Source organism: Comamonas sp. 14P8.1.4 (assembly GCF_057799285.1).
The window spans coordinates 105,819-130,503 of the sequence record NZ_JBYOKN010000001.1; the positions used below are offsets into that span (position 1 = coordinate 105,819).

At 57.8% G+C, this 24,685-nt stretch carries 33 protein-coding genes and 1 tRNA gene; 28 read left to right on the forward strand and 6 right to left on the reverse strand.

Annotation, left to right across the window (positions count from 1 at the left end):
* Positions 1 to 27 precede the first annotated feature (27 nt).
* On the reverse strand, positions 28 to 507 hold the full coding sequence (locus AC27VO_RS00485; protein WP_488664753.1) for a GNAT family N-acetyltransferase: 480 nt from the start codon (positions 505 to 507) through the stop codon (positions 28 to 30).
* Positions 489 to 1,253: a DeoR/GlpR family DNA-binding transcription regulator gene (locus AC27VO_RS00490; protein ID WP_488664754.1), complete on the reverse strand. Its 765-nt coding sequence runs from the start codon at positions 1,251 to 1,253 to the stop codon at positions 489 to 491. Before AC27VO_RS00490 ends, AC27VO_RS00485 begins: the two co-directional genes overlap by 19 nt.
* Positions 1,254 to 1,490: 237 nt before the next feature.
* On the opposite strand from AC27VO_RS00490, the gene AC27VO_RS00495 reads away from it, so the two are divergent.
* The 25 genes from AC27VO_RS00495 to AC27VO_RS00615 all read left to right on the forward strand — a co-directional run bounded on the left by AC27VO_RS00495 (position 1,491) and on the right by AC27VO_RS00615 (position 18,707).
* Positions 1,491 to 2,594 (forward strand): ABC transporter ATP-binding protein, encoded by a 1,104-nt coding sequence (locus tag AC27VO_RS00495; RefSeq protein ID WP_488664755.1) that lies wholly within the window; start codon positions 1,491 to 1,493, stop codon positions 2,592 to 2,594.
* Positions 2,595 to 2,597: 3 nt separating this feature from the next.
* A complete protein-coding gene (locus AC27VO_RS00500) occupies positions 2,598 to 3,686 on the forward strand; it encodes an ABC transporter ATP-binding protein (protein WP_488664756.1) in 1,089 nt (362 codons plus the stop codon).
* A complete protein-coding gene (locus AC27VO_RS00505) occupies positions 3,683 to 4,576 on the forward strand; it encodes a carbohydrate ABC transporter permease (protein ID WP_488664757.1) in 894 nt (297 codons plus the stop codon). The genes AC27VO_RS00500 and AC27VO_RS00505 overlap by 4 nt, the downstream gene beginning before the upstream one ends.
* On the forward strand, positions 4,569 to 5,381 hold the full coding sequence (locus tag AC27VO_RS00510) for a carbohydrate ABC transporter permease (protein ID WP_488664758.1): 813 nt from the start codon (positions 4,569 to 4,571) through the stop codon (positions 5,379 to 5,381). The genes AC27VO_RS00505 and AC27VO_RS00510 overlap by 8 nt, the downstream gene beginning before the upstream one ends.
* Before the next feature lie 13 nt (positions 5,382 to 5,394).
* A complete protein-coding gene (locus tag AC27VO_RS00515) occupies positions 5,395 to 5,703 on the forward strand; it encodes a DUF2160 domain-containing protein (protein WP_488664759.1) in 309 nt (102 codons plus the stop codon).
* 126 nt (positions 5,704 to 5,829) lie between these two features.
* Positions 5,830 to 7,563, forward strand: a complete 1,734-nt coding sequence (locus AC27VO_RS00520) for an ABC transporter substrate-binding protein (RefSeq protein WP_488664760.1) — start codon at positions 5,830 to 5,832, stop codon at positions 7,561 to 7,563.
* A 231-nt stretch (positions 7,564 to 7,794) separates the two neighbouring features.
* Complete coding sequence (locus AC27VO_RS00525) at positions 7,795 to 9,393, forward strand: glycerol-3-phosphate dehydrogenase/oxidase (RefSeq protein ID WP_488664761.1); 1,599 nt, start codon at positions 7,795 to 7,797, stop codon at positions 9,391 to 9,393.
* A 389-nt stretch (positions 9,394 to 9,782) separates the two neighbouring features.
* Positions 9,783 to 10,151 (forward strand): 50S ribosomal protein L14, encoded by a 369-nt coding sequence (rplN, locus tag AC27VO_RS00530; RefSeq protein ID WP_042417471.1) that lies wholly within the window; start codon positions 9,783 to 9,785, stop codon positions 10,149 to 10,151.
* 10 nt (positions 10,152 to 10,161) lie between these two features.
* Positions 10,162 to 10,479, forward strand: a complete 318-nt coding sequence (rplX, locus tag AC27VO_RS00535; protein WP_488664762.1) for a 50S ribosomal protein L24 — start codon at positions 10,162 to 10,164, stop codon at positions 10,477 to 10,479.
* 10 nt (positions 10,480 to 10,489) lie between these two features.
* Positions 10,490 to 11,029 carry a 50S ribosomal protein L5 gene (gene rplE, locus AC27VO_RS00540; protein ID WP_488664763.1) on the forward strand — a complete coding sequence of 180 codons (540 nt, stop codon included), beginning with the start codon at positions 10,490 to 10,492 and terminating at the stop codon, positions 11,027 to 11,029.
* Positions 11,030 to 11,037: 8 nt separating this feature from the next.
* Entirely contained in the window at positions 11,038 to 11,343 is a 306-nt protein-coding gene (rpsN, locus tag AC27VO_RS00545; RefSeq protein WP_042417459.1) for a 30S ribosomal protein S14, read from the forward strand.
* A gap of 20 nt (positions 11,344 to 11,363) precedes the next feature.
* Positions 11,364 to 11,759, forward strand: a complete 396-nt coding sequence (gene rpsH, locus AC27VO_RS00550) for a 30S ribosomal protein S8 (protein WP_191722411.1) — start codon at positions 11,364 to 11,366, stop codon at positions 11,757 to 11,759.
* A gap of 24 nt (positions 11,760 to 11,783) precedes the next feature.
* Positions 11,784 to 12,317 (forward strand): 50S ribosomal protein L6, encoded by a 534-nt coding sequence (gene rplF, locus AC27VO_RS00555; protein WP_488664764.1) that lies wholly within the window; start codon positions 11,784 to 11,786, stop codon positions 12,315 to 12,317.
* Between the two features lie 11 nt (positions 12,318 to 12,328).
* Positions 12,329 to 12,694 carry a 50S ribosomal protein L18 gene (rplR, locus tag AC27VO_RS00560; RefSeq protein ID WP_191722413.1) on the forward strand — a complete coding sequence of 122 codons (366 nt, stop codon included), beginning with the start codon at positions 12,329 to 12,331 and terminating at the stop codon, positions 12,692 to 12,694.
* A 15-nt stretch (positions 12,695 to 12,709) separates the two neighbouring features.
* The gene (gene rpsE / locus AC27VO_RS00565; RefSeq protein WP_488664765.1) at positions 12,710 to 13,231 is read left to right on the forward strand and encodes a 30S ribosomal protein S5; all 522 of its coding nucleotides are present in this window, start codon (positions 12,710 to 12,712) and stop codon (positions 13,229 to 13,231) included.
* 14 nt (positions 13,232 to 13,245) lie between these two features.
* On the forward strand, positions 13,246 to 13,428 hold the full coding sequence (gene rpmD, locus AC27VO_RS00570) for a 50S ribosomal protein L30 (RefSeq protein WP_003050517.1): 183 nt from the start codon (positions 13,246 to 13,248) through the stop codon (positions 13,426 to 13,428).
* An 11-nt stretch (positions 13,429 to 13,439) separates the two neighbouring features.
* Complete coding sequence (gene rplO / locus AC27VO_RS00575; RefSeq protein ID WP_488664766.1) at positions 13,440 to 13,871, forward strand: 50S ribosomal protein L15; 432 nt, start codon at positions 13,440 to 13,442, stop codon at positions 13,869 to 13,871.
* 22 nt (positions 13,872 to 13,893) lie between these two features.
* Positions 13,894 to 15,207: a preprotein translocase subunit SecY gene (gene secY / locus AC27VO_RS00580; RefSeq protein ID WP_488664767.1), complete on the forward strand. Its 1,314-nt coding sequence runs from the start codon at positions 13,894 to 13,896 to the stop codon at positions 15,205 to 15,207.
* 139 nt (positions 15,208 to 15,346) lie between these two features.
* Positions 15,347 to 15,460, forward strand: a complete 114-nt coding sequence (gene rpmJ / locus AC27VO_RS00585) for a 50S ribosomal protein L36 (protein ID WP_003050535.1) — start codon at positions 15,347 to 15,349, stop codon at positions 15,458 to 15,460.
* A 22-nt stretch (positions 15,461 to 15,482) separates the two neighbouring features.
* Positions 15,483 to 15,848, forward strand: a complete 366-nt coding sequence (gene rpsM, locus AC27VO_RS00590) for a 30S ribosomal protein S13 (protein WP_312569066.1) — start codon at positions 15,483 to 15,485, stop codon at positions 15,846 to 15,848.
* A 17-nt stretch (positions 15,849 to 15,865) separates the two neighbouring features.
* Positions 15,866 to 16,267 (forward strand): 30S ribosomal protein S11, encoded by a 402-nt coding sequence (rpsK, locus tag AC27VO_RS00595; RefSeq protein ID WP_174862330.1) that lies wholly within the window; start codon positions 15,866 to 15,868, stop codon positions 16,265 to 16,267.
* A gap of 89 nt (positions 16,268 to 16,356) precedes the next feature.
* On the forward strand, positions 16,357 to 16,980 hold the full coding sequence (rpsD, locus tag AC27VO_RS00600; RefSeq protein ID WP_488664768.1) for a 30S ribosomal protein S4: 624 nt from the start codon (positions 16,357 to 16,359) through the stop codon (positions 16,978 to 16,980).
* A gap of 118 nt (positions 16,981 to 17,098) precedes the next feature.
* Positions 17,099 to 18,097 (forward strand): DNA-directed RNA polymerase subunit alpha, encoded by a 999-nt coding sequence (locus AC27VO_RS00605; RefSeq protein ID WP_488664769.1) that lies wholly within the window; start codon positions 17,099 to 17,101, stop codon positions 18,095 to 18,097.
* 128 nt (positions 18,098 to 18,225) lie between these two features.
* The gene (gene rplQ / locus AC27VO_RS00610; protein ID WP_286997596.1) at positions 18,226 to 18,606 is read left to right on the forward strand and encodes a 50S ribosomal protein L17; all 381 of its coding nucleotides are present in this window, start codon (positions 18,226 to 18,228) and stop codon (positions 18,604 to 18,606) included.
* A 24-nt stretch (positions 18,607 to 18,630) separates the two neighbouring features.
* Positions 18,631 to 18,707 (forward strand) — tRNA-Met (locus AC27VO_RS00615).
* A 2-nt stretch (positions 18,708 to 18,709) separates the two neighbouring features.
* Here AC27VO_RS00615 and AC27VO_RS00620 read toward each other — a convergent pair.
* Positions 18,710 to 18,907, reverse strand: a complete 198-nt coding sequence (locus AC27VO_RS00620) for a hypothetical protein (RefSeq protein ID WP_488664770.1) — start codon at positions 18,905 to 18,907, stop codon at positions 18,710 to 18,712.
* A 310-nt stretch (positions 18,908 to 19,217) separates the two neighbouring features.
* The gene (locus AC27VO_RS00625) at positions 19,218 to 19,427 is read right to left on the reverse strand and encodes a hypothetical protein (RefSeq protein ID WP_488664771.1); all 210 of its coding nucleotides are present in this window, start codon (positions 19,425 to 19,427) and stop codon (positions 19,218 to 19,220) included.
* Here AC27VO_RS00625 and AC27VO_RS00630 point away from each other — a divergent pair.
* Positions 19,426 to 20,676: an Hsp70 family protein gene (locus AC27VO_RS00630; RefSeq protein WP_488664772.1), complete on the forward strand. Its 1,251-nt coding sequence runs from the start codon at positions 19,426 to 19,428 to the stop codon at positions 20,674 to 20,676. The genes AC27VO_RS00625 and AC27VO_RS00630 overlap by 2 nt on opposite strands.
* Positions 20,677 to 20,997: 321 nt before the next feature.
* Here the strand turns inward: AC27VO_RS00630 and AC27VO_RS00635 are convergent, their stop codons facing one another.
* Positions 20,998 to 21,960, reverse strand: a complete 963-nt coding sequence (locus tag AC27VO_RS00635; RefSeq protein ID WP_488664773.1) for a GlxA family transcriptional regulator — start codon at positions 21,958 to 21,960, stop codon at positions 20,998 to 21,000.
* Between the two features lie 106 nt (positions 21,961 to 22,066).
* On the opposite strand from AC27VO_RS00635, the gene AC27VO_RS00640 reads away from it, so the two are divergent.
* On the forward strand, positions 22,067 to 22,939 hold the full coding sequence (locus AC27VO_RS00640; protein ID WP_488664774.1) for an MBL fold metallo-hydrolase: 873 nt from the start codon (positions 22,067 to 22,069) through the stop codon (positions 22,937 to 22,939).
* A gap of 409 nt (positions 22,940 to 23,348) precedes the next feature.
* On the opposite strand, the gene rsmI is transcribed toward AC27VO_RS00640, so the two are convergent.
* Complete coding sequence (rsmI, locus tag AC27VO_RS00645; RefSeq protein WP_488664775.1) at positions 23,349 to 24,272, reverse strand: 16S rRNA (cytidine(1402)-2'-O)-methyltransferase; 924 nt, start codon at positions 24,270 to 24,272, stop codon at positions 23,349 to 23,351.
* On the opposite strand from rsmI, the gene AC27VO_RS00650 reads away from it, so the two are divergent.
* Positions 24,272 to 24,673, forward strand: coding sequence for a YraN family protein (locus tag AC27VO_RS00650; RefSeq protein ID WP_488664776.1), 402 nt, complete (start codon positions 24,272 to 24,274; stop codon positions 24,671 to 24,673). The genes rsmI and AC27VO_RS00650 overlap by 1 nt on opposite strands.
* Positions 24,674 to 24,685: the final 12 nt, after the last annotated feature.

Genomic DNA, 24,685 nt, shown 5'->3' on the forward strand with positions numbered 1-24,685 from the left:
GGAAAACAGGGTGTGCAAATCCGCCCATCACAGGTCCAGCACAAAGCGGGCGGTCTGGGCCTGCTCTGTCCAGCCTTGTTGGGCGTAAAAGCCGCGCTGGTAGGAGTCGCGGTCGCGGTTGTTTACCAGCCAGATGCGGCTGCAGCCTTGGGCGCGCGCAGCCTGAATGGCTTGGTCAAGTAATTGGCTTCCAACGCCCATTCCACGGGCGCTGTCAGCTATGAAAAGTTCGCTCACATAGCCTTCCCAGCTTTGCAGGACGGCCACGGGCAGCCAGTGCACGGCGCACCAGCCCAGCAGATCGCCTTGCGCATTGCAGGCCACCCACTGCCGCTGGCGCTCGCTGGGGGCGAGCAGGGGGGCAATCCGGCGGGCGTGTTCTTGCGGGCTGCCACTGGCAAACCCCGCAAACCAGCCAATGCTGTGCAGCAAGGCCGCCAGCGCCTGTGCATCGCTGGTCTGGGCTGGGCGGATGTGCAGTGCAGCCGTCATTGGGCGACGATGCATTGGACCTCGGCCTCCTGCAGCAGGTGGGTGAAGGTCTCGGGGGGGTGCACATCGGTGAACAGGCGGTTGACCTGGTGCAGGCTGGCCAGCTCCACCATGGCCTGGCGGCTGAATTTGCTGTGGTCGGCCGCCAGCCACACTTCGCGCGACTGCTGGATGATGGTTTGGGCCACTTTCACCTCGCGCAGATCGTAGTCGCGCAGGGTGCCGTCCGCCTCGATGGCAGAGATGCCGATGACGGCAATATCCACCTTGAACTGGCGCAGAAAATCGATGGCCGCCTCACCCACAATGCCTCGGTCGCGCGTGCGCACCACGCCTCCGGCCACGATGACTTCGCAGTCGGCATTGCCACTCAAAATGGCGGCCACGTTCAGGTTGTTGGTGATCACGCGCAGGCCCTGGTGGTGCATCAGCGCCTTGGCCACGGCTTCGGTGGTGGTGCCAATGTTCAGGATCAGCGAGCAGCCATTGGGAATGGCCTGGGCAATGGCTTGGGCAATGCGTGTCTTGCCCTCGGCATGCATGGTCTGGCGGCGCGGGTGGGCAATGTTTTCCACGGTGGCGCTGGGCATGCGCACCCCGCCGTGAAAGCGCACCAGCAGACCCATTTCCGCCAGCTTCTGGATGTCGCGGCGCACGGTTTGCAGCGTGACTTCCAGAATGTCCGCCAGTTGTTCAACGGTGGCAGATTGCCTGTGGCGCACTTCTTCCAAAAGCTGCAGTTGGCGTGGATTTGTGTTCACGGATTGGACTTTGACGGTGGTGAATGAAGCCCGCCGCACAAGCGGACGGGGGGCAGTCAAGCCTGCCATCCTAGGGTGTTTACGAATGTAGAACGAATTCAAACGAATCGCTGTCAGGGTATTTTTCTATACCTTGCGCCCCGGAAAGAACAAAAATGATCACAAATCGATGGATTTTTGGCGTTTTATCGCGGGAGTGTTTGCGCACTTCGTTTCGTCGGCTGGCAAGAGGTGTACATGCAACTGGTGCTGGAAAACGTGGTGCAGAAGGTGGGGGCCGCAACGTGGCTGTACCCGCTCAATCTTTCCTTGCAAAGCAATGTGGTGACGGTGCTGCTGGGGGCCACCCAGGCCGGCAAGACCAGCTTGATGCGCCTGATGGCCGGGTTGGACACCCCCACACAGGGGCGCATTGTGGTGGATGGCCAGGACGTGACGGGCATGCCGGTGCGCCAGCGCAATGTGGCCATGGTCTACCAGCAGTTCATCAACTACCCCTCGATGACGGTGGCGGACAACATCGCCTCGCCGCTGCGACTGCGGGGTGAAAAAGAGATTGATAGCAAGGTGCGCGCGCTGGCCAAGCGTTTGCACATTGATATGTTCCTTGATCGCCTGCCGGCCGAGCTGTCAGGCGGTCAACAGCAGCGTGTGGCCCTGGCGCGCGCCCTGGCCAAAGATGCCCCCCTGATGCTGCTCGATGAGCCCCTGGTCAACCTGGACTACAAGTTGCGCGAGGGGCTGCGCGATGAATTGACGCAGCTGTTTGAAGCGGGCCGTTCGACCGTGGTCTATGCCACGACCGAGCCTGCCGAGGCCTTGATGCTGGGTGGCTATACCGCCGTGCTGGAGCGCGGGGAGCTGCTGCAGTACGGCCCAACCTCCGAGGTGTTTCGTGCGCCGCAGTCACTGCGCGTCGCACGTGCCTTCAGCGACCCACCCATGAATCTGGTGACTACGCAGCTGCAGGGCGATGGCCAGCAACTGCGCCTGCCTGATGGGAGCATGTTGACACTGCGCACGCCTTTGCAAGGCGCCAACCACCCCGAGGTGGTGCTGGGTGTGCGTGCCAGTGCCTTGTCGCTGCAGGCGCAACCTGGCAGTGTGGCCCTGCAAGGGCGGGTGCATCTGGCGGAGATTTCTGGCTCTGACACCTTTGTGCATGTGCAGCTGCCCTGGGGTGACTGGGTGGTGCAACTCACGGGGGTGCACAAGGTGGATTTGAATGCGCCTATCAGCGTATATCTGGCGCCCGCATCGTGCTATGTTTTTGCGCCTGAAAACGCCGCTGGGCAAGGTGGTGCATTGCTGCAAATGCCGCTGGGCATGCAAGGAGCTTGAACCATGGCACGTATCACCCTGGATCTGGCACATGCCTACCGCCCCAACCCGCAGCAAGACAGTGACTACGCCCTGCTGCCCATGCAGATGGAGTTTGCCGATGGTGGCGCGTATGCCTTGCTGGGCCCTTCGGGCTGCGGCAAGACCACGCTGCTGAACATCATCTCCGGCCTGGTGCAGCCGTCGCAAGGCAGTGTCTGCTTTGACGGCAAGGCCGTCACGCACGACACACCGCAGCAGCGCAATATTGCGCAGGTGTTCCAGTTTCCGGTGATCTACGACACCATGACCGTCGCTGAAAACCTGGCATTTCCGCTGCGCAATCGCAAGGTGCCTGAGGCGCAGATTCGCCAGCGTGTGGGTGAGATCGCCGAGATGCTGGAGATGAGTGCTCAGCTCGATCAGCGGGCAGCGGGTCTGGCGGCAGACGCCAAACAAAAAATCTCACTGGGGCGAGGGCTGGTGCGCCCGGATGTGGCAGCAGTGCTGTTTGACGAGCCGCTGACGGTGATTGACCCGCACCTGAAATGGCAGCTGCGCCGCAAGCTCAAGCAAATTCACCATGAGCTCAAGCTCACGCTCATCTACGTTACACACGACCAGGTGGAGGCGCTGACGTTTGCCGACGAGGTGGTGGTGATGTCGCGCGGCAAGATGGTGCAGGTGGGTACGCCCGAGGCGTTGTTCGAGCGGCCCCAGCATGCGTTTGTGGGGCATTTCATCGGTTCACCGGGCATGAACTTTGTGCCACTGGCGCAGCGTGACGGACAGTTTTATGCAGCAGGCCAGCCCCTGACGTCACCTGTGCTGCAGGCGCACGCGCCAAGCGGGGATTCGGGCAGCTGGCAACTGGGAATCCGTCCGGAATACGTACAGCTGGCAGCGGCCCAGGCTCCCGGAGCCTGGCCTGCCCAGGTGCTGCGGGTGCAGGATGTGGGGACACACAGTTTGCTGACCGCAGCAGTGGACGGTACCGCGCTGAAGGTGCGTTTGCCTGCGGGTGAGGCGGTCCCTGCCCCCGGTGATGCCGTTTGGTTGCAGCTATTGGGGCCCCACACCTGTTTTTATCGCAATGAGGAGTTGCTGGCATGAGCACCATCAACAAGCCTTTGAACCAGAAAGCGTGGCTGTTGATACTGCCCGTCATGCTGTGTGTGGCGTTCTCGGCCATCTTGCCGCTGATGACGGTGGTGAACTATTCGGTGCAGGACATCATCAGCCCCGAGCGGCGTGTGTTTGTGGGCACGGAATGGTTCGCCATGGTGATGCGGGATGAAGAGCTGCATGCCGCGCTGTGGCGGCAGATCAATTTCTCGCTGGCGGTGCTGCTGGTGGAGATTCCTCTGGGGATTGCGCTGGCACTGTCCATGCCCGAAAAGGGGTGGAAATCTTCGGCAGTGCTGGTGCTGATTGCCTTGTCGCTGCTGATTCCCTGGAACGTGGTGGGCACCATCTGGCAGATTTATGGGCGCTCGGACATTGGGTTGCTGGGCGCCGCGCTCAATGGCCTGGGGATGGACTACAGCTACACCGGCAATGCCGTGGATGCGTGGGTGACGGTGCTGGTCATGGATGTCTGGCACTGGACGCCGCTGGTGGCGCTGCTGTGCTTTGCGGGCCTGCGCTCCATTCCCGATGCGTACTACCAGGCCGCGCGCATTGATGGTGCCAGCAAGTGGGCGGTGTTTCGCTACATCCAGCTGCCCAAGTTGCGGGGTGTGCTGATGATTGCCGTGCTGCTGCGCTTCATGGACAGCTTCATGATCTACACCGAGCCCTTTGTGCTGACGGGCGGTGGCCCTGGCAATGCCACCACCTTCTTGAGCCAGTACCTGACGCAAAAAGCCGTGGGCCAGTTTGACCTGGGGCCAGCGGCGGCGTTCTCGCTGATTTATTTCCTCATCATCTTGCTGCTGTGCTTCATCCTCTACAACTGGATGCAGCGCGTGGGCACGGGCGACGCAGAGGTGGCGCATGACTGAAAAACGCTTCAAAAAACGCAGCATCTTTCTGTGTCTGTACCTGCTGTTTGCGGTGTTACCCATCTACTGGATGGTGAACATGAGCTTCAAGACCAATGAGGAAATTCTCTCCAGCTTCACGCTCTGGCCTGCCCATTTCACCTGGGCGAATTACCACACCATTTTTTCGGATGCCTCCTGGTACAGCGGCTACATCAACAGTCTGATTTATGTGGCGATCAATGTGGTGATTTCGCTGTCGGTGGCGCTGCCTGCGGCCTATGCATTCTCGCGCTACCGTTTTCTGGGTGACAAGCATGTGTTCTTTTGGCTGTTGACCAATCGCATGACGCCACCCGCCGTGTTTTTGCTGCCTTTTTTTCAGCTCTACACCACGGTGGGATTGATGGATACGCACATCGCCGTGGCGCTGGCGCACCTGCTGTTCAACGTGCCTTTGGCGGTGTGGATTCTGGAAGGTTTCATGAGCGGAATTCCGCGCGAGATCGATGAAACCGCCTACATCGATGGCTATAGCTTTCCTCGCTTCTTTCTCACCATTTTTCTGCCGTTGATCAAGGCTGGGGTGGGCGTGGCAGCGTTCTTTTGCTTCATGTTCAGCTGGGTGGAGTTGCTGCTGGCGCGCACCTTGACCAGTGTGAATGCCAAACCCATTGTGGCCACGATGACGCGCACGGTCAGTGCCTCGGGCATGGACTGGGCCACGCTGGCGGCGGCTGGGGTGTTGACCATCGTCCCCGGGATGGTAGTGATTTGGTTCGTTCGCCACTACATCGCCAAAGGCTTTGCGATGGGCCGCGTTTGACAGGAGAGATGTGATGCTCAGTTGGATGGCTTGGACGACACCGGTAGCGATCTTCTTCATCTGTATCGCCGTCATGTTGATTGGCATGACCGTGTGGGAGGTACGCAGCCCCTCGGTGTTGCGCAAAGGCTGGCTGCCAATCTCCACCACGCGGGGGGACCGCCTGTTTGTGGGCCTGCTTTTGGCGGCCTATGTGAATTTGGCCTGGGTGGGTATGGGCGAGAAGCTGGTGCAGTGGCTGGCCCTGGAGCAAGAGCCCTCGGTCTGGATCAGCTTTGTGCTGTCCATGTTGCTGCTGGCGCTGGTCATGCGCAAGGGTTAAGACGGAATGCGGGCGCCTGCACGGGGCTGGGCGCCGGGGTGCGAGTGTGTGGCTTGGCCTGATCTTCCCCTGTCGGCCGGGCGATATGTCAGCGGGGTCAAAGCAAAATCAAACCAGGAGACAGCTATGAAAGTGCAAGTTCGGGCCATCGCCATTGCCGCAGCGGCGCTGGTTGCTGGTCACGCCGCATGGGCGGGTGAAGCAGAAGCCAAAAAGTGGATTGATGCAGAGTTTCAGCCCAGTACCTTGAACAAAGACCAGCAAATGGCCGAGATGAAATGGTTCATCGAGGCGGCCAAAAAACTGCAGGCCAAAGGGGTGAAAGATATTTCGGTGGTCTCAGAGACCATCACCACCCATGAGTACGAGAGCAAAACCCTGGCCAAGGCGTTCTCGGAAATCACTGGCATCAAGGTGACGCATGACCTGATCCAGGAGGGCGATGTGGTGGAGAAGCTGCAGACCTCCATGCAGTCGGGTAAGAGTATTTATGACGGCTGGATTTCAGACTCTGATTTGATTGGCACGCACTACCGCTACGGCAAGATTTTGAATCTGAGCGACTACATGGGCGGTGCGGGCAAGGAATGGACGAATCCGGGGCTGGATCTGAAGGATTTCATCGGCATCAGCTTCACCACGGCACCCGATGGCAAGGTCTACCAGCTGCCCGACCAGCAGTTTGCCAATCTGTACTGGTTCCGCGCCGATCTGTTCGAGCGCGCAGACCTGAAGCAAAAGTTCAAGGCCAAATATGGCTATGACCTGGGTGTGCCACTGAACTGGAGCGCCTATGAAGACATTGCGGAGTTCTTCACCAACGATGTGAAGAACATCGATGGCAAGCCGATTTATGGGCACATGGATTACGGCAAGAAAGATCCGTCGCTGGGCTGGCGCTTCACCGATGCCTGGCTGTCCATGGCCGGAGCAGCCGACAAGGGCATTCCCAACGGCATGCCGGTGGACGAATGGGGCATTCGTGTGGCCGATGACAAATGCACCCCGGTGGGGGCCTCGGTCTCGCGCGGCGGTGCCACCAACTCGCCGGCCGCGGTATTTGCGCTGACCAAGTATGTGGACTGGATGAAGAAGTACGCGCCCAAAGAAGCCATGGGCATGACCTTTGGCGAATCGGGTCCCGTACCTGCGCAGGGGCATATTGCGCAGCAGATCTTCTGGTACACCGGCTTTACAGCCGATATGACCAAGCCGGGTCTTCCCGTGGTGAATGCCGACGGCTCGCCCAAGTGGCGCATGGCCCCAGGCCCCAATGGCCCGTATTGGAAGCAGGGCATGCAAAACGGCTACCAGGATGTGGGCAGCTGGACCTTCTTTAAAGACCACAACCCCGACCGCCTGGCGGCAGCCTGGCTGTATGCGCAGTTTGTGACAGCGAAGACGGCCAGCTTGAAAAAGACCATCGTGGGCCTGACGCCCATCCGCGAATCGGACATCCAGTCCAAAGCCATGACCGATATGGCGCCCAAGCTGGGCGGTTTGGTCGAGTTCTACCGCAGCCCCGCGCGTGTGGCCTGGACCCCGACGGGCAACAATGTGCCGGACTACCCCAAGCTGGCGCAGCTGTGGTGGAAGAACGTGGCGCAGGCGGCTACGGGAGAGAAGACCCCGCAGGCAGCCATGGACACCTTGGCAGAAGAGATGGATCAGGTGATGGCACGTTTGCAACGTGCGGGCATGGCGCACTGTGCGCCCAAGCTCAATCCCAAGGGGGATCCCAACAAGTGGCTCAGCGACAGCCAAGCCCCCTGGAAGAAGCTGGCCAATGAAAAGCCCAAGGGTGAAACCATTGCCTATGACAGCCTGCTGAGCGCCTGGAAGAACGGCAAGGTGCGCTGACCATCGACCTTGGACAGTCCATCCCTGAGGCAGGGGATGGGCTGTTGGGGCCGTATATCGCACAGTGCGTGGGTGGCAAGAGACGCTGCAGCGATCAATTTCGCGCTTAAATCAACTTAACCGCGCATTAAAAACGAAAAAGAGCGAAAATATAGATTGGCTATCTGTGCCAGATCGCTCGTTGTTCAAGGGGAATGCGAGCCGAGGCGGCGCGTGCACAAGGCTTTGCCCATGAACAACCTTTCTTCTCCTCTGACTACCGATCGTGCGGAGCTGCTGGCCCGTCTGGCGCAGCCCGAAACCTACGACCTGCTGATTATCGGTGGTGGCGCAACTGGCTTGGGCACGGCAGTGGATGCGGCGGCGCGTGGTTTCAAGGTGTGCCTGCTGGAGTCGCACGACTTCGCCAAAGGCACCTCATCGCGCGCGACCAAGCTGGTGCATGGCGGTGTGCGTTATCTGGCGCAGGGCAACGTCTCCCTGGTGCGCGAAGCGCTGCACGAGCGGACCACGCTGCTCAACAATGCCCCCCACTTGGCCCAGCCGCTGGCGTTCGTGATGCCGTCCTACAAGCTGCTGGACACGCCTTTTTATGGCGCTGGCTTGAAGATGTACGACGCGCTGGCCGGTAAAGATGGCCTGGGGCGTACCGAATTTCTGAGCAAGGACAAGACCTTGCGCCTGCTGCCCACGGTGCGCACGGACCATCTCAAAGGTGGCGTGAAGTACTGGGATGGCCAATTTGATGATGCGCGTCTGGCCCTGGTGCTGGCCCGTACCGCTGCCGCCAAGGGCGCCTTGCTGGTCAACTACTGTCCGGCCAAGGAACTGTTGCACACCGATGGCAAAGTGTCTGGCGTGGTCTGTGAAGATGCCGAAACAGGCACCCGCTACGAAGTGCATGCCAAATGCGTGGTGAATGCCACCGGCCCCTGGGTGGACCTGCTGCGCCAGCAAGATGCCGAGCTGCTGGGCAAGCCCGTCAAGCCCATGGTGGCGCCCAGCCAAGGGGTGCACGTGGTGGTGGACCGCGAGTTTCTGCCAACCGACCATGCCCTGCTGGTGCCCAAGACGGCGGATGGCCGCGTGCTGTTTGCCGTGCCATGGCTGGGCAAGGTCATTCTGGGGACGACCGACACCCCGCGCCACGTCCTGGCGCGCGAGCCCTTGGCGTTCGAGCAAGAAATCGCCTTCATCCTCAAGGAAGCGGGCAACTACCTGTGCCGCCGTCCCACCCGTGCGGATGTGCGCAGCATCTGGGTGGGCATGCGTCCCCTGGTCAAGCCGCAAGATGATGATGGCGAGAACACCAAGAAGATCAGCCGCGAACACACGGTCATGACCAGCAAATCGGGCTTGGTCACCGTGACCGGTGGCAAGTGGACCACCTACCGCGCCATGGCCGAAGATGTACTCAAAGAGTGCTTTGATGCCCAGCTGCTGCCTGCCCGCGATGGTGGGGTGACGGTCAAGATGCCGCTGGTGGGGGCGCCCAAGCCCGAGCAGGTCAAGCATCGCATGAATGCCGCACAAGGCGAGCACATCTACGGCACAGAGGCTGCCGCCGTGCACAGCCTGCCCGGCGCTGATCAGATGCTGACCGAGGGCCTGAGTGAAGCCATGGTACGTTTTGCCGTGCGCTATGAGTACGCGCGCACCGTGGAAGACGTGCTGGCCCGTCGCAGCCGCTTGCTGTTCCTGGACGCACGCCTGGCGGCCATGGTGGCGCCCCGCGTGGCTGAAATCCTGGGACAAGAGCTGCCAGGGGTGGATGCGAAGCTGCCAGATTTCCTGGCGCTGGCTCAGCAATACCTGCTGCCTCCGGTTTGACGGGGTGAGCGATGCCTGCTGTTGCGGCAGGCACTAGCAAAAATAGAAGCGCCTAGCGTTTGATTTTCATTGGTTCCAAGGGTAAATTGCCTTGAAATCAATGTTTTGCAAGCGCTTGGCGCTATTGTTTTTGCAAAGCGACCGCGGCCTGGCTGCATCCCGTGAGGATGTGGTGGTTTTTGGCTGCTAAGCAGTTGACGCGCAAGGAAATTCTTGCGATAATCCTATGCTTCACGTGTAAAAGCGTGAAACTTTCTGCCCAGCGGGAAGCCTTTTGGAATGGTCCAGAAGGTGGACGACGGGCCCAAGACTGACCGGCTGCTTCGTTCGGCCCTTGAGAAGTTCTCTGGGGCTGTCCGTGTCTGCTGGAGCAAGTTGGGAATATTGAAATGATCCAAACAGAATCTCGTTTAGAGGTTGCCGATAACACGGGCGCGAAGTCTGTTCAGTGCATTAAGGTGCTGGGCGGTTCTCATCGTCGCTACGCAAGTGTTGGTGACATCATCAAAGTGAGCATCAAAGAAGCCGCTCCCCGTGGCCGCGTCAAAAAAGGCGAGGTTTACAGTGCAGTGGTCGTTCGTACAGCCAAGGGCATCCGCCGTGGCGACGGCTCTTTGGTGAAGTTCGATGGCAACGCTGCCGTTCTACTGAACGCCAAGCTGGAGCCTATCGGCACTCGTATTTTTGGCCCCGTGACACGTGAACTGCGTACCGAAAAGTTCATGAAGATCGTGTCCCTGGCACCTGAAGTTCTCTAAAGGAAGCACCATGAACAAGATTCGCAAGGGCGACAAAGTCATCGTGCTGGCCGGCCGTGACAAGGGTAAGCAAGGCGTCGTTGCTTCGCGCAAGGATGACTCGCATCTGGTGATCGATGGCGTGAACCTGGTCAAGAAGCACGTCAAGCCAAACCCCATGAAGGGCACCACCGGCGGCATCGTGGAAAAGGCTATGCCTATCCACCAGTCCAACGTGGCTATCTTCAATGCAGCGACTGGCAAGGCCGATCGCGTGGGCATCAAGGTGAACGCCGATGGCACACGTGTTCGCGTGTTCAAGTCCAATGGCGCTGAAATCGCCGCCTAAGGAGTAACACATGGCACGTTTGCAAAAACTCTACCGCGAAAAGATCGCGGCCGAACTGAAGGCTAAGTTCGGTTACACCTCCGACATGGAAGTGCCCCGTCTGACCAAGATCACTCTGAACATGGGTGTGAGCGAAGCTGTGGCCGACAAGAAGGTGATGGACAACGCTGTGGCTGACCTGACCAAGATTGCTGGTCAAAAGCCCGTGGTGACCAAGGCCAAGAAGGCTATCGCTGGTTTCAAGATCCGTGAAGGCCAAGCTATTGGCTGCATGGTGACCCTGCGCGGCGTTCAAATGTACGAATTCCTGGACCGTTTCGTGACCGTGGCTCTGCCCCGCGTGCGTGACTTCCGTGGTATTTCGGGTCGCTCGTTCGACGGTCGCGGCAACTACAACGTTGGCGTCAAAGAACAGATCATCTTCCCTGAAATCGAATACGACAAAGTGGATGCTCTGCGTGGTCTGAATATCAGCATCACAACCTCGGCGAAGAACGACGACGAGTGCAAGGCACTGCTCGCAGCGTTCAAATTCCCCTTCAAGAACTGAGGTAGCGCATGGCTAAGAAAGCTTTGATCGAGCGCGAACTGAAGCGCGAAAAGCTGGCAGCTAAGTACGCTGCCAAGTACGCAGAACTGAAGGCAATCGCCGGTGACGCTAAGCGTTCCGACGAAGAGCGTGACGCAGCCCGCCTGGGTCTGCAGAAGTTGCCTCGCAACGCCAACCCCACTCGCCAACGTAATCGTTGCGAAATCACTGGTCGTCCACGTGGCACATTCCGTCAATTCGGTCTGGGTCGCGCAAAGATCCGTGAACTGGCCTTTGCTGGTGACATCCCCGGTGTGACCAAGGCTAGCTGGTAAGCAAGCAGGAGAGATACAAGATGAGCATGAGTGATCCTATCGCCGACTTGCTGACCCGTATTCGCAACGCCCAAATGGTGTCCAAAGCCACCGTGTCGGTTCCTTCCTCTAAGGTGAAGGTTGCCATCGCACAAGTGCTGAAGGACGAGGGCTATGTTGACGGTTTTGAAGTCAAGACCGAAGACGGCAAGTCTGAACTCGTTATTACCCTGAAGTACTACGCCGGTCGCCCTGTGATCGAGCGTATCGAACGTGTGAGCCGTCCTGGCCTGCGCGTGTACAAGGGTCGTGACGCTATTCCTCAAGTCCAAAACGGCTTGGGTGTGGCCATTGTTACCACTCCTAAGGGTGTGATGACAGATCGCAAAGCACGTGCTACCGGTGTCGGCGGCGAAGTGCTGTGCTATGTGGCCTAACGGACATTAAGGAGAAATACTGAAATGTCTCGCGTAGCAAAAGCAAATGTGACCATCCCCGCAGGCGTGGATGTGTCGATCAATGCTGATTCCATCAAGGTGAAGGGCAAGGGCGGTGAACTGACCCAAGCGCTGAACGCATTGGTTGTTATCAGCAACAACGAAGGCAAGCTGTCGTTTGCCCCTGTGAACGATTCCCGTGATGCTGACGCTCTGGCCGGTACTTTCCGCCAGCTGGTCAACAACATGGTGAAGGGCGTGACCGAAGGCTTTGAAAAGAAGCTGACGCTGATTGGCGTGGGTTACAAGGCCGCTGCACAGGGCACAAAGCTGAACCTGAACGTGGGCTTCTCGCACCCTGTGCACTTTGAAGCTCCCCAAGGCATCACCATCGCTACCCCTACTCCGACCGAAATCGTGATCAAGGGTGCTGACCGCCAAGTGGTGGGTCAGCTGGCTGCTGAGATCCGCGCCGTTCGTCCCCCTGAGCCTTACAAGGGCAAGGGCATCCGCTATGTGGATGAGAAGGTCGTGATCAAAGAGACCAAGAAGAAGTAAGGAGCTGCAATATGTTGACCAAGAAAGAGCAGCGTCTGCGTCGTGCACGCCAAACACGTATCCGCATTGCACAGCAAGGCGTGGCACGTTTGAGCGTGAACCGCACGAACCTCCACATCTACGCCAGCGTCTTCTCCGAAGATGGCACCAAGGTGTTGGCCACAGCTTCAACTGCCGAAGCCACTGTGCGCGCACAACTGGGCGCCGCTGGCAAGGGTGGCAACGTGGCTGCCGCCACACAAATCGGCAAGCTGATTGCCGAGCGTGCTAAGGCTGCCGGCGTTGAGAAAGTGGCTTTCGATCGCGCTGGTTTCGCATACCACGGCCGCGTGAAGGCTTTGGCAGAGGCCGCTCGCGAAGCGGGCCTGCAGTTCTAAGCGGAGCGGACAAAAATGGCAAAGTTTTCCCCCAAAGTGCAAGACGAAGGTCGTGACGACGGTCTGCGCGAAAAAATGATTGCGGTGAACCGCGTCACCAAGGTTGTGAAGGGCGGTCGTATCCTCGGCTTCGCTGCACTGACCGTGGTTGGCGACGGTGACGGCCGCATTGGCATGGGCAAGGGCAAGTCGAAAGAAGTGCCTGCAGCTGTGCAAAAGGGCATGGAAGAGTCCCGCCGCAACATGATCAAGGTATCGCTGAAGAGCGGTTCCATCCACCACTCTGTGGTGGGTCATCATGGTGCTGCACGCGTGGAACTGCACCCAGCTCCTAAGGGTACCGGTATCATCGCCGGCGGCCCAATGCGCGCTGTGTTCGAAGTGGTCGGCGTGACCGACATCGTGGCCAAGAGCCACGGTTCTTCGAATCCTTACAACATGGTTCGCGCCACACTCGACGCTTTGAAGAACTCCACAACCCCTTCGGAAGTGGCTGCAAAGCGTGGCAAGTCGGTTGAAGACATCTTCACCGCCTGATCGGAGTCCAGCACATGACAACACAACAAACTGTCAAGATTCAGCTGGTTCGTAGCCCCATTGGCACCAAAGAGTCGCACCGTGCGACTGTGCGTGGCCTGGGTCTGCGTAAGCTGAACAGCGTCAGCGAACTGCAGGACACTCCTGAAGTGCGCGGCATGATCAACAAAATCGCCTACTTGGTGAAGGTTCTGTGAAAGGATTGATGATGGAACTCAATAGCATCAAGCCCGCAGAAGGCTCCAAGCACGCAGCACGTCGCGTGGGTCGCGGTATCGGTTCCGGTCTGGGTAAGACTGCCGGTCGTGGTCACAAGGGTCAGAAGTCGCGTTCGGGTGGCTACCACAAGGTAGGCTTCGAAGGCGGTCAAATGCCTCTGCAACGTCGCTTGCCTAAGCGTGGCTTCAAGTCCATGACTTTGAAGTTCAACGCTGAAGTGACTTTGGCTGCTCTGGAGCAGCTGGGTCTGGCTGAAGTGGACGTCGCTGCACTGAAGCAAGCAGGTCTGGTAGCCTCCAACGCCCTGGTGGTGAAGGTTATCAAGAGCGGTGAGTTGACCAAGGCTGTCAAGCTGAATGGCGTTGGTGCCACAGCTGGCGCCAAGGCTGCCATCGAAGCTGCCGGTGGCAGCATCGCCTGATTAAGTTCTGAAAGAGACATCCGTGGCTACTAGCGCAGCTCAAATTGCAAAAACCGGCAAGTTTGGTGACTTGCGTCGCCGACTGGTTTTTCTGTTGCTTGCGCTGGTCGTATACCGTATCGGGGCGCATATCCCCGTGCCGGGCATCGACCCAGCGCAGCTGCAGCAGCTGTTCAATGGCCAGCAGGGCATTCTCAACCTGTTCAATATGTTCTCGGGTGGAGCGCTTTCGCGCTTCACAGTGTTCGCACTGGGGATCATGCCGTACATCTCGGCATCGATCATCATGCAGCTGATGACGTATGTCGTCCCTACATTTGAGCAGCTGAAGAAGGAAGGTGAGGCGGGGCGTCGCAAGATTACCCAATACACCCGCTACGGCACTTTGGCCTTGGCACTTTTCCAGTCGTTGGGTATTGCCGTGGCTTTGGAAAGCTCTCCTGGTCTGGTGTTGGATCCAGGCTTTGGCTTCCGCATGACTGCGGTGGTCAGCCTGACAGCTGGCACTATGTTCCTGATGTGGCTCGGCGAGCAGATCACTGAACGTGGTCTGGGTAACGGCATCTCCATTTTGATCTTTGCTGGTATTGCCGCAGGCTTGCCCAGCTCGATCGGTGGATTGCTGGAGCTGGTTCGTACCGGTGCCATGAGCATCCTGGCCGCGATCTTCATTGTCCTCGTTGTGGCAGCCGTGACGTATTTCGTCGTGTTTGTCGAACGTGGCCAGCGAAAGATCCTGGTGAATTACGCACGCCGCCAAGTCGGCAACAAGGTGTATGGTGGTCAGTCTTCGCACTTGCCACTGAAGTTGAATATGGCAGGTGTGATTCCTCCCATCTTCGCTTCTTCGATCATCTTGCTGCCCGCAACCGTGGTGAATTGGTTCAGTGCAGGAGAATCCATGCGTTGGCTGAAGGACATTGCATCGACGTTGACCCCCGGTCAGCCGATTTATGTGATGCTCTACGCCGCCGCAATCATTTTCTTCTGTTTCTTCTACACAGCACTCGTGTTCAATAGTCGCGAGACCGCTGATAATCTGAAGAAGAGTGGTGCTTTCATCCCCGGTATTCGTCCCGGTGACCAGACTGCCCGCTACATTGACAAGATTTTGGTGCGTTTGACACTGGCTGGCGCCATCTACATTACATTTGTATGTTTGCTGCCTGAGTTCTTGATCCTGAAGTACAACGTTCCGTTCTACTTCGGTGGTACGTCCCTCCTGATTATTGTGGTGGTGACGATGGACTTCATGGCGCAGGTACAGAATTACATGATGTCGCAGCAGTACGAATCCCTTCTCAAGAAGGCCAACTTCAAGGCATCAGGTCACTGAGATATGAAGGCCGTTCCTTCCGGGAATCCCTGGAAGGAATCCAACAACAGGCAAGTTTGAGTGCTCTGCACTCTCTTACGGTCACAGGCAGTGTCCAGGTCAAGAGAGTGGAACGGATGCAAAGTTTTAGGAGAATGAAATGAGAGTTTCGGCTTCGGTCAAGAAAATCTGCCGCAACTGCAAGATCATCCGCCGCAAGGGTGTGGTACGCGTGATCTGCACAGACCAGCGCCATAAGCAGCGCCAGGGCTGATTGAAAGTATTAGAGGACTAATATGGCACGTATTGCTGGTATTAACATCCCGCCCCACAAGCATGCTGAAATCGGCCTGACCGCCATTTTCGGTATCGGTCGTACGACTGCTCGCAAGATCTGCGAAGCTTGCGGTATCGAGTACTCCAAGAAGGTCAAGGACCTGACTGACGCTGATCTGGAAAAGATCCGTGACCAGTTGAATGGCATGACTCTGGAAGGTGATCTGCGTCGCGAAACCACCATGAACATCAAGCGTTTGATGGACATCGGTTGCTATCGCGGTTTCCGTCACCGTCGTGGTCTGCCTATGCGCGGTCAACGTACACGCACCAATGCCCGTACTCGCAAGGGTCCGCGCAAAGGCGCAGCGGCACTGAAGAAATAAGGGATTGAGAGATCACTATGGCTAAGGCACAAAACAACGCTGCAGCACGTGTACGTAAGAAGGTTCGCAAGAACATTTCTGACGGCATTGCACACGTGCACGCTTCGTTTAACAACACGATCATCACCATCACCGACCGTCAAGGCAACGCTCTGTCGTGGGCTTCGTCGGGTGGCCAGGGCTTCAAGGGTTCGCGCAAGTCGACTCCTTTTGCAGCTCAGGTTGCTTCGGAAGTGGCCGGTCGTGCTGCTATCGAACAGGGCATCAAGAACCTGGACGTCGAAATCAAGGGTCCCGGTCCTGGCCGTGAATCCTCGGTTCGCGCCCTGGGTGCTCTGGGTATCCGCATCACTTCCATTGCGGACGTGACACCGGTTCCCCATAACGGCTGCCGCCCTCAAAAGCGTCGTCGTATCTAATTTTTGTAAGCCCACCGCCACCCGGGTTGTTTTTGACACCCCGGGTGGCTCCCGTGTGTAAGCACGGTAGATGAACAAAGGAAACTCAAGTGGCACGTTATATCGGCCCCAAGGCCAAACTCTCCCGCCGTGAAGGCACCGACCTGTTCCTGAAGAGCGCTCGTCGCTCCATCGCGGACAAGTCCAAGTTCGACACAAAGCCCGGCCAACACGGTCGCACATCGGGTCAGCGTACGTCTGACTACGGTCTGCAACTGCGTGAAAAGCAGAAGGTCAAGCGCATGTACGGCGTGCTGGAAAAGCAATTCCGCCGTTACTTCGAAGCTGCTGACCAGAAGAAGGGCAACACTGGTGCGAACCTGCTGGGCCTGCTGGAAACTCGTCTGGACAACGTGGTCTACCGTATGGGCTTCGGCTCCACACGCGCTGAAGCACGTCAGCTGGTGTCCCACAAGGCCATCACTGTGAATGGCCAATCCGTGAACATCCCTTCCTTCCTGGTTAAGGCTGGTGACGTGGTCGCTGTTCGTGAAAAGTCCAAGAAGCAAGCCCGTATTGTTGAAGCCCTGCAACTGGCTCAACAAGTTGGCTTCCCCGCTTGGGTGGAAGTGAGCCTGGACAAGGCTGAAGGTACTTTCAAGCAAGTGCCTGACCGCGATCAATTCGCAGCTGACATCAACGAATCTCTGATCGTTGAGTTGTACTCGCGTTAATCGTTGTCTCGGTTAAGCAATTAACCAATCCCGTTCCTAAACCGCGAGGCATCGCGGTTTAGGTGCTTCACCAGCCTTACCGGTGTAACGAGCCGGGGGTATTGAGAGGAAGTTCTGCATGCAAACAAATCTGCTGAAACCCAAGACGATTAATGTTGAGCAGCTTGGCCACAACCGTGCCAAGGTGACGCTGGAGCCTTTTGAGCGTGGCTATGGCCATACGCTGGGCAACGCACTGCGCCGCGTTCTGCTGTCGTCCATGGTGGGTTACGCAGCGACGGAAGTCACGATTGCTGGCGTGCTGCACGAGTACTCGTCCATCGATGGCGTGCAAGAAGATGTGACCAACATCCTCCTGAACCTGAAGGGCGTGGTGTTCAAGCTGCACAACCGCGACGAAGTGACTCTGAGTCTGCGTAAGGATGGCGAAGGCGTGGTGACCGCGCGCGACATCCAGACTCCCCACGACGTTGAGATCATCAATCCTGACCACGTGATCGCCAACCTGTCGCAAGGCGGCAAGCTGGATATGCAGATCAAGGTGGAACAGGGCCGTGGCTATGTGCCCGGTAACGTGCGCCGCTACGGTGACGAGTCGACCAAGTCGATCGGCCGTATTGTGCTGGACGCATCGTTCTCTCCCGTTCGTCGCGTGAGCTACACCGTGGAATCTGCCCGCGTGGAGCAGCGTACCGATCTGGACAAGCTGGTTGTCGAAATCGAAACCAACGGCGCTATCAACGCTGAAGACGCAGTGCGCGCATCCGCCAAGATCTTGGTGGAACAGCTGGCTGTGTTTGCTCAGCTGGACGGCGAGTTTGGTGAAGGCGGCATCCTGCAAGCCGGCGGTAGCCGCTCGAATGCACAAACGTTCGATCCGATCCTGCTGCGCCCTGTGGACGAGCTGGAACTGACCGTTCGCTCTGCAAACTGCCTGAAGGCAGAAAACATTTACTACATCGGTGACCTGATCCAGCGCACCGAGAACGAGCTGCTCAAGACTCCTAACCTGGGTCGTAAGTCGCTCAATGAAATCAAGGAAGTCTTGGCTTCCCGCGGTCTGACTCTGGGCATGAAGCTCGAGAACTGGCCACCAGCAGGCCTGGAAAAGCGTTAATTCGCTAACCAAGCTATAATTGCTGGCTCTGTACCTGAGAGGGTATAGGGCCAGTTATTTTTCACACACAAGTGCACCGGGCGGTACCTGATACGGCCACTCGACAAACTACCTAAAAGGAAAGCACCATGCGTCACGGCAACGGACTCCGTAAACTGAATCGTACTTCTTCGCACCGCAAGGCGATGCTGCAGAACATGATGAATTCTTTGATCGAACACGAAGCGATCAAGACCACTGTGCCTAAGGCCAAGGAACTGCGTCGCGTGATCGAGCCTATGATCACTCTGGCTAAGGTGGACACCGTGGCTAACCGCCGTCTGGCATTTGACCGTCTGCGCGACCGCGACAGCGTGACCAAGCTGTTCAACGTGCTGGGCCCCCGCAACGCTAAGCGTCCTGGTGGCTACACACGTATCCTGAAGATGGGCTTCCGCGTGGGCGACAATGCACCTATGGCTTTCGTTCAATTGGTGGAACAAGCTGAAGAAACTCAAGCTGCAGAATAATTCTGTGCTATAATTTGGACATATCGCGAGGTGGAGCAGTCTGGTAGCTCGTTGGGCTCATAACCCAAAGGTCGTTGGTTCAAATCCGGCCCTCGCAACCAAATCAAAAACCCTGTTGAAGCAATTCAACAGGGTTTTTTGTTGTCTGCGTTGCATCCAGAATCTCCGCTGAGAGTGCTTTGTGTATGTGCTTGAAGTGCAGGGCCGCAAGCTGCTCCATCGTGAGACCGGCAGCGTGAGCAATCGCTGCAAGCGTTGGGATGCAATGCTTGATGTCTCCAAGTCTTGGGAAATCACTCATGGCGATACACCTTGGCTCGTCGCTTGGCTCCAAAGACCAAAGGTAGGCAAGAACCAGACTACGTGTCCGCTTTGGGCTGGCTCAAGTGGGCTTGAAACCCTGGAAGCGTACGGACCAACGCAGTGCGCAGCAGTACCGAAGCCCCTGCAGAGATCCTGCTGCTGTCTGAGGCCCCGAAAGATATGCCGCATGCGGGTGCGTGAACGGGCGGCCCACAGCCATGGATCTAAGGCGTGCAGGCGTTGCCAGCGGCCCGCTCACTTCATATCTGTATACGTCAGCCCGGCGCATTGCACCTTGCACACTGGTATCAGTCACAGCGCGGGCTGTTGGGTGCTGCCAGCAAGGGCTTGCCCAAGCTGCCAAAATAACGCCCCTTTGTTTGATTGGGCAGCATGGAATGCATAGCTGTTTGCGCTTGTGAAATAAGGCTTTGAGATAGTTTTCTATCTGAAAACCTTATTTTTCCAGCGCAAGCTGCTTCCTTTTTTGTGATGCTGCCTGGCTTGAAATTTCGCATGCAGATTCTTCCGCACACCACGCTGGGTATTGACTTCGGCACTTCCAACTCGGCCATGGCATGGCGCACGGCGGGGCAAACCGCGCAACTGGTACCCCTGGAAGGCAAAGCCGCCGCCATGCCCACGGCGCTGTTTTTTAACTACGAAGACCGCAGCACGCACTATGGCCGTGATGCGATGAAGCAGTATTTGGCCGGTGAAGAAGGGCGCTTGATGCGCTCGCTTAAAAGCCTGCTGGGCAGCAGCTTGCTGCAAGACAAAACGGCGGTGCATGGCAAGCTGGTGAGCTACCAGGACATCATCGCCATCTTCCTGCAGCAACTGGCCCACCAGGCGCAGCAGCACATGGGCGGCATGCCAGAGCGTGTGGTGCTCGGCCGCCCCGTGCATTTTGTTGATGCCAACCCCGAGCGCGATGCGCAGGCACAGGCCTCGCTGGAAGCGGCAGCCCACACCGCAGGTTTCAAAGAAGTGGCTTTCCAGCTGGAGCCGATTGCCGCTGCGCTGGACTATGAGCAGCGCCTGAGCGAAGAAGCCTGCATTTTGGTGGTCGATATTGGCGGTGGTACTTCTGACTTCACCGTGGTGCGCCTGGGGCCCCAGCACGCGGGCAAGCGCGACCGTACGCAGGACATCCTGGCCACCACCGGCGTGCACATTGGCGGTACCGACTTTGACCACAAACTCAACGTCGCCGAGGTGCAGCCCCTGCTGGGCCTGGGCCACACCGGCCCCAGCGGCCGTGAAGTGCCCAGCCGCGTGTTCTATGACCTGTCCACCTGGCATTTGATTCAGTGGCTGTACGCTGCCAAGTCCATGCGCGAGGCCGAAAATCTGCGCGCCGACTACAGCGACCGCAACCTGCACGCCCGCTTGATGCGCGTGCTGGAAGAGCAGGCCGGCCACCGCCTGGCCGATGCCGTGGAGCAGGGCAAGATCAGCGCCTCCAGCACGGCCGCCGATGCGCGCATGGACCTGGGGTGGGTGGAAGCTGGTTTGTCAGCACAGATCACGCCACAAGGCTTGGAGCAGCACTTACAGCAGCTGCTGGCCGATGTGGTGCAGTGCGCCGAGGACTGCGTACGCAAAGCGGGCTTGCGCAAGGAACAGATCACGTCCCTGTACGTGACGGGTGGTTCGTCGGCCCTGCAGACGCTGCGCGATGCGTTGAAGGTGGCTTTCCCCACTACGCCGCAAGTGGCAGGCGATTTGTTTGGCGGCGTGGCATCGGGTCTGGCATATGCCTAAAAATGTAGCTGTATGCCCTTGCTAAATAAGGGCTAGAGGCTGAAAAGGCTGTTAACTCTTGCTGGGGTTGGCAGCCTTTTTATTGGGTTGATGCTTGGGTTGCTGGTTGCGCTTGGGTTGGCTGAGGCAGGGGGACACCCAGATGGGTGATTCACTTTTTTGTCTGAGACATGAAACTCACCAAAGCAGTGCTTCACTCAAACAGCCGCAGGAAAGATGAAGAGCTTCCATGATGGGCGCGGTGCTTACACGCTTGGGAGCCTTGCAGGCAGCGTAGAGAGCTTGAAGCGGCTGTTATCGACCCATAGCGGGCATCAAATTTCATTGCTTTCCAAAAGTTTTCCTCCATTCGCTCGGACTCACTTGATTTCTGCGTTTGAAGTGCTGGCGCAATGTCGTTGAATTTTGAAACCCCACCTGATGCGCAATGGTTTCCACTGGTAACAGGGTACTTTCCAGCAATTCGCGTGTGCGCTGCAGTCGCTCGCTAATCAACCAGTCGCCCAAAGACATGCCGGTTGCTTTGCTGAAATGCCGTGTAAAGGTGCGCCGACTCATGGTGGATCGTGTTGCCAGGCTGTCCACATCATGATTTTCATGCAGATGTTTTCGTAAGAAGTCGAGCAATTGGTTGATTCTTGCGTCTTGGGTCGAAGGGGCAACAGGTTGCTCAATGAATTGCGCTTGGCCGCCTTCACGGTGAGGCTGCACCACCAGCATCCGCGCAAGCTTGTTGGCAATTTTTTGCCCGTAGAACTTGCGCACGATGTAGAGACAGCAATCAATGCCTGCACCTGTGCCGGCCGATGTGATGACCCCATCGTCATCGACATACAGCGAATTCGTGTCAAGTTGAACCTGTGGAAAACGCTGCGTGAAATCTTGCTCACCCATCCAGTGGGTGGAGGCTCGCCTCCCGTCGAGTAATCCGGCATAGGCGAGTGCGTAGGTGCCGTAGCAAAGTCCAACGATGTGCGCACCACGCAGCCGTGCTTTCCGCAGCGCATGGACCAGAGAAGGCTCTGGAGGCTCGTCCAAATGATGCCACCCAGGAACCACGATGATGTCCGCCTGCTCCAGCAGCTCCAAGCCACCATCGGGATGGGCCATGAGTGCGCGTTCTGCCGCCAAAGCGCTGCCTTGGGGCGTCAAGATCTGCAACTCAAACAGTTTTTGTTCAGGCAATTGCGCACTGAACAACAGAAACGGCACCCCAAAGTGAAAGGGGCTGAATTGCGGATATGCAACCAGCGCAACGACTGGTACGTGGGTTTGTGCATGCATACGGTAATTTTGGCCCAATTCTTTCGAATGTTGTCTCGTAGGCCAATTTTTCAAAAAGGCAGGAAACTGAAAAATTCAGTCTGAACTACCACTTCAAAGAGAACCCATGAAAGCTAAAAAGTTGCTGTCCCCGCTGATGTTGGCACTGTCTATGAGCGTGTGCGGCAGCACCGCATGGTCCGGCGAAATGTCAGTCCAAGTGCAGCAAATCCGCAATGCGACCGTCAAGATCGATTTTTCGGGCACCACGTTCTTGATCGACCCGATGCTGGCTCCACAAGGGGCATACGATGGTTTTGAAGGCACCTATCGCAGCGAACTGAGAAATCCTACCGTGGGGCTGCCGATGACAGCGCAACAAGTGCTCGACAGCGTTGAGGCTGTGGTGGTGACCCACACCCACTTAGACCATTGGGACGAGGCTGCGCAAAAGCTGATACCGAAAAATTTGCCTGTGTTTACGCAAAACGCAGCGGACGCACAGCTCATTCGCAGTCAGGGTTTTAAAGATGTGCGTGTGCTGGATGGAGAAGTCACATTCAATGGCGTGAAACTGACAAAAACCGGCGGCCAGCATGGTAGTGATTTGCTCTACGCAGATCCAACGAGAGCGCAGAATTTGGGCGCGGTGATGGGCGTGGTCTTTTCCGCACCTCACGCCAAAAAAGTGTATGTGGCCGGCGATACGGTGTGGCGACCAGAGGTTGCAAAGGTGCTTGCTGTACACAAGCCAGATGTCGTGATTCTGAATACCGGCAGCGCACTCATGACGGGCTTTGAGCAACACCCCATCATCATGGGCAAGCAAGACACGTTGGAGGCCACCAAGCATGCACCCAACGCCACGATCGTGGCTGTGCACATGGATGCGGTGAATCACATGTCACTCAGCCGCAAGGAATTGCGCCAATTTGTTGAAGAACAACAAATTGAAAAAAGCGTTTTGATTCCAGAGGATGGACAAGCCTTCAAGTTCTAAACCATCGTGCCCAGACCAAGTTCTGGGCATTTCTTTTTCAGATTAAAGAATATTCGTGACTGACTTGAAATGCTGCGTATGTCCGCTTCTGGCCGATAGTTGCCCTAGAAAAATCACTGCACCTCAGCTTCCCGCATGCGTGCAAAGTCGAGTTTCGCCGGGCGGCTGCAAAGTCGTATCTGGGGTACTTTTGCGGGTGTAGCCAGACAGTGACTTGCCCGCCGGGGCGACCTCCTGGTCTCGGCCAATCAGCGCACAGCAAGCACTTTCAACACCTCCAAAACATAAAAGGCCTGAAGCCAATGCTTCAAGCCTTTTATGCCACTAGCCCTTATGTGCAAAGTGCTAGTAGCTATTATTTTAGGTGGATGGCGTTAAGCTAATCCCCGCTCAAGCAGGCGCATACCAATCACGCATTTTCACCCTCACGCTTGATGTCCAGCGCCAGGTCATACAAGGTATTGCGATTGCCTCCGGTGATTTCGGCGGTCAGCTTGACGGCAGCCTTGGTGGGCAGCTCCGCCAGCAGCAGGCGCAGCACGCGTTCGCTTTCGCCGGATTCTTGCTGCACTTCGACCGGGTGCAGCACCACCACAAATTCGCCTTTGACGCGGGTGGCATCGGCGTCCAGCCAGGTCGCCACGTCTTGTGCTGCGTGGGTGGTGACTTGTTCAAACTGCTTGGTAATTTCGCGGGCCAGCGTGACTTTGCGCGCGCCCAGCACGGCCAGGGCTTTGGCCATTTCCTGAATGCGGTGCGGCGCTTCTAGCAACACCACGCAGCGCGTTTCATCGGCCAACTGGTGCACGGCGGTTTGGCGTTCGGCATTTTTGGTGGGCAAGAAGCCGGCAAACACAAAGCCACCGTCGGTTTGCCCGGGGGGCACGCAACCGGCCACGCTGATGGCGCTGGTGATAGAGCTGGCGCCGGGCAGTGGCATGGCGCGCAGGCCTTGTGCTGCCAGCGCTGCGCACAGGCGTGCGCCGGGGTCGCTCACGCCGGGGGTGCCGGCATCGCTCACATAGGCAATGCGCTGGCCTTGTTGCAGGCGGGCGATGATGCCAGCGGCGGCTTCGGCCTCGTTGTGCTGGTGCACGGCCAGTAACTGGCTGCCAGGGCGTTCCAGCCCGTAGCTGCGCAACATGCCCTGGGTGTGGCGGGTGTCTTCGCAGGCAATGGCATCCACCATTTGCAGCACATGCAGGGCGCGCAGCGAAATATCGGCCAGATTACCGATGGGCGTAGCCACCACATACAGGACACCCTGTGGATAATTTTGCGAGGCAGCGGCGTCGCGCGCTGCTGTTAATGCCGAAGCGAAAGAGGCACTCAATGTTCTTCCTTGGGAAAAAGCCCGCCACACCAGCGGTGGGTAAAACCAGCGCGCAAGCGCGTGGGCAGGCGGCCGAAGACCAAGCGCTGGCCTATCTGCAGGCCCAGGGCCTGCGGCTGATTGCACGCAATTATCGGACGCCCGGGCGCGGCGGGGGGGAGATTGACTTAATCCTGCAAGAAAGCGATGGCACGGTGGTGTTTGTCGAGGTGCGCAGCCGCAGCCACGCCGGTTTTGGCGGGGCGGGTGGCAGCATCGGCTATGCCAAGCGCCAGCGCATCGTGCTGGCCGCACAGCACTGGCTGCAGGCCCACGGACAGCACACCGCCTGCCGGCTGGATGTGGTGTTGCTCGACGGCAGCACGCTACAGTGGCTGCGCGCTGCCTTTGATGCGGCTTAGGCCGCCAAGTGG

Excerpts from the sequence above, each read along its gene's own strand:
- AC27VO_RS00485 (WP_488664753.1), bottom strand. The coding sequence starts at position 507 with ATGCATCGTCGCCCAATGACGGCTGCACTGCACATCCGCCCAGCCCAG.
- AC27VO_RS00495 (WP_488664755.1), top strand. The coding sequence starts at position 1,491 with ATGCAACTGGTGCTGGAAAACGTGGTGCAGAAGGTGGGGGCCGCAACG.
- AC27VO_RS00500 (WP_488664756.1), top strand. The coding sequence starts at position 2,598 with ATGGCACGTATCACCCTGGATCTGGCACATGCCTACCGCCCCAACCCG.
- AC27VO_RS00505 (WP_488664757.1), top strand. The coding sequence starts at position 3,683 with ATGAGCACCATCAACAAGCCTTTGAACCAGAAAGCGTGGCTGTTGATA.
- AC27VO_RS00510 (WP_488664758.1), top strand. The coding sequence starts at position 4,569 with ATGACTGAAAAACGCTTCAAAAAACGCAGCATCTTTCTGTGTCTGTAC.
- AC27VO_RS00515 (WP_488664759.1), top strand. The coding sequence starts at position 5,395 with ATGCTCAGTTGGATGGCTTGGACGACACCGGTAGCGATCTTCTTCATC.
- AC27VO_RS00520 (WP_488664760.1), top strand. The coding sequence starts at position 5,830 with ATGAAAGTGCAAGTTCGGGCCATCGCCATTGCCGCAGCGGCGCTGGTT.
- AC27VO_RS00525 (WP_488664761.1), top strand. The coding sequence starts at position 7,795 with ATGAACAACCTTTCTTCTCCTCTGACTACCGATCGTGCGGAGCTGCTG.
- rplN (WP_042417471.1), top strand. The coding sequence starts at position 9,783 with ATGATCCAAACAGAATCTCGTTTAGAGGTTGCCGATAACACGGGCGCG.
- rplX (WP_488664762.1), top strand. The coding sequence starts at position 10,162 with ATGAACAAGATTCGCAAGGGCGACAAAGTCATCGTGCTGGCCGGCCGT.
- rplE (WP_488664763.1), top strand. The coding sequence starts at position 10,490 with ATGGCACGTTTGCAAAAACTCTACCGCGAAAAGATCGCGGCCGAACTG.
- rpsN (WP_042417459.1), top strand. The coding sequence starts at position 11,038 with ATGGCTAAGAAAGCTTTGATCGAGCGCGAACTGAAGCGCGAAAAGCTG.
- rpsH (WP_191722411.1), top strand. The coding sequence starts at position 11,364 with ATGAGCATGAGTGATCCTATCGCCGACTTGCTGACCCGTATTCGCAAC.
- rplF (WP_488664764.1), top strand. The coding sequence starts at position 11,784 with ATGTCTCGCGTAGCAAAAGCAAATGTGACCATCCCCGCAGGCGTGGAT.
- rplR (WP_191722413.1), top strand. The coding sequence starts at position 12,329 with ATGTTGACCAAGAAAGAGCAGCGTCTGCGTCGTGCACGCCAAACACGT.
- rpsE (WP_488664765.1), top strand. The coding sequence starts at position 12,710 with ATGGCAAAGTTTTCCCCCAAAGTGCAAGACGAAGGTCGTGACGACGGT.
- rpmD (WP_003050517.1), top strand. The coding sequence starts at position 13,246 with ATGACAACACAACAAACTGTCAAGATTCAGCTGGTTCGTAGCCCCATT.
- rplO (WP_488664766.1), top strand. The coding sequence starts at position 13,440 with ATGGAACTCAATAGCATCAAGCCCGCAGAAGGCTCCAAGCACGCAGCA.
- rpmJ (WP_003050535.1), top strand. The coding sequence starts at position 15,347 with ATGAGAGTTTCGGCTTCGGTCAAGAAAATCTGCCGCAACTGCAAGATC.
- rpsM (WP_312569066.1), top strand. The coding sequence starts at position 15,483 with ATGGCACGTATTGCTGGTATTAACATCCCGCCCCACAAGCATGCTGAA.
- rpsK (WP_174862330.1), top strand. The coding sequence starts at position 15,866 with ATGGCTAAGGCACAAAACAACGCTGCAGCACGTGTACGTAAGAAGGTT.
- AC27VO_RS00605 (WP_488664769.1), top strand. The coding sequence starts at position 17,099 with ATGCAAACAAATCTGCTGAAACCCAAGACGATTAATGTTGAGCAGCTT.
- rplQ (WP_286997596.1), top strand. The coding sequence starts at position 18,226 with ATGCGTCACGGCAACGGACTCCGTAAACTGAATCGTACTTCTTCGCAC.
- AC27VO_RS00620 (WP_488664770.1), bottom strand. The coding sequence starts at position 18,907 with ATGAGTGATTTCCCAAGACTTGGAGACATCAAGCATTGCATCCCAACG.
- AC27VO_RS00630 (WP_488664772.1), top strand. The coding sequence starts at position 19,426 with ATGCAGATTCTTCCGCACACCACGCTGGGTATTGACTTCGGCACTTCC.
- AC27VO_RS00625 (WP_488664771.1), bottom strand. The coding sequence starts at position 19,427 with ATGCGAAATTTCAAGCCAGGCAGCATCACAAAAAAGGAAGCAGCTTGC.
- AC27VO_RS00635 (WP_488664773.1), bottom strand. The coding sequence starts at position 21,960 with ATGCATGCACAAACCCACGTACCAGTCGTTGCGCTGGTTGCATATCCG.
- AC27VO_RS00640 (WP_488664774.1), top strand. The coding sequence starts at position 22,067 with ATGAAAGCTAAAAAGTTGCTGTCCCCGCTGATGTTGGCACTGTCTATG.
- AC27VO_RS00650 (WP_488664776.1), top strand. The coding sequence starts at position 24,272 with ATGTTCTTCCTTGGGAAAAAGCCCGCCACACCAGCGGTGGGTAAAACC.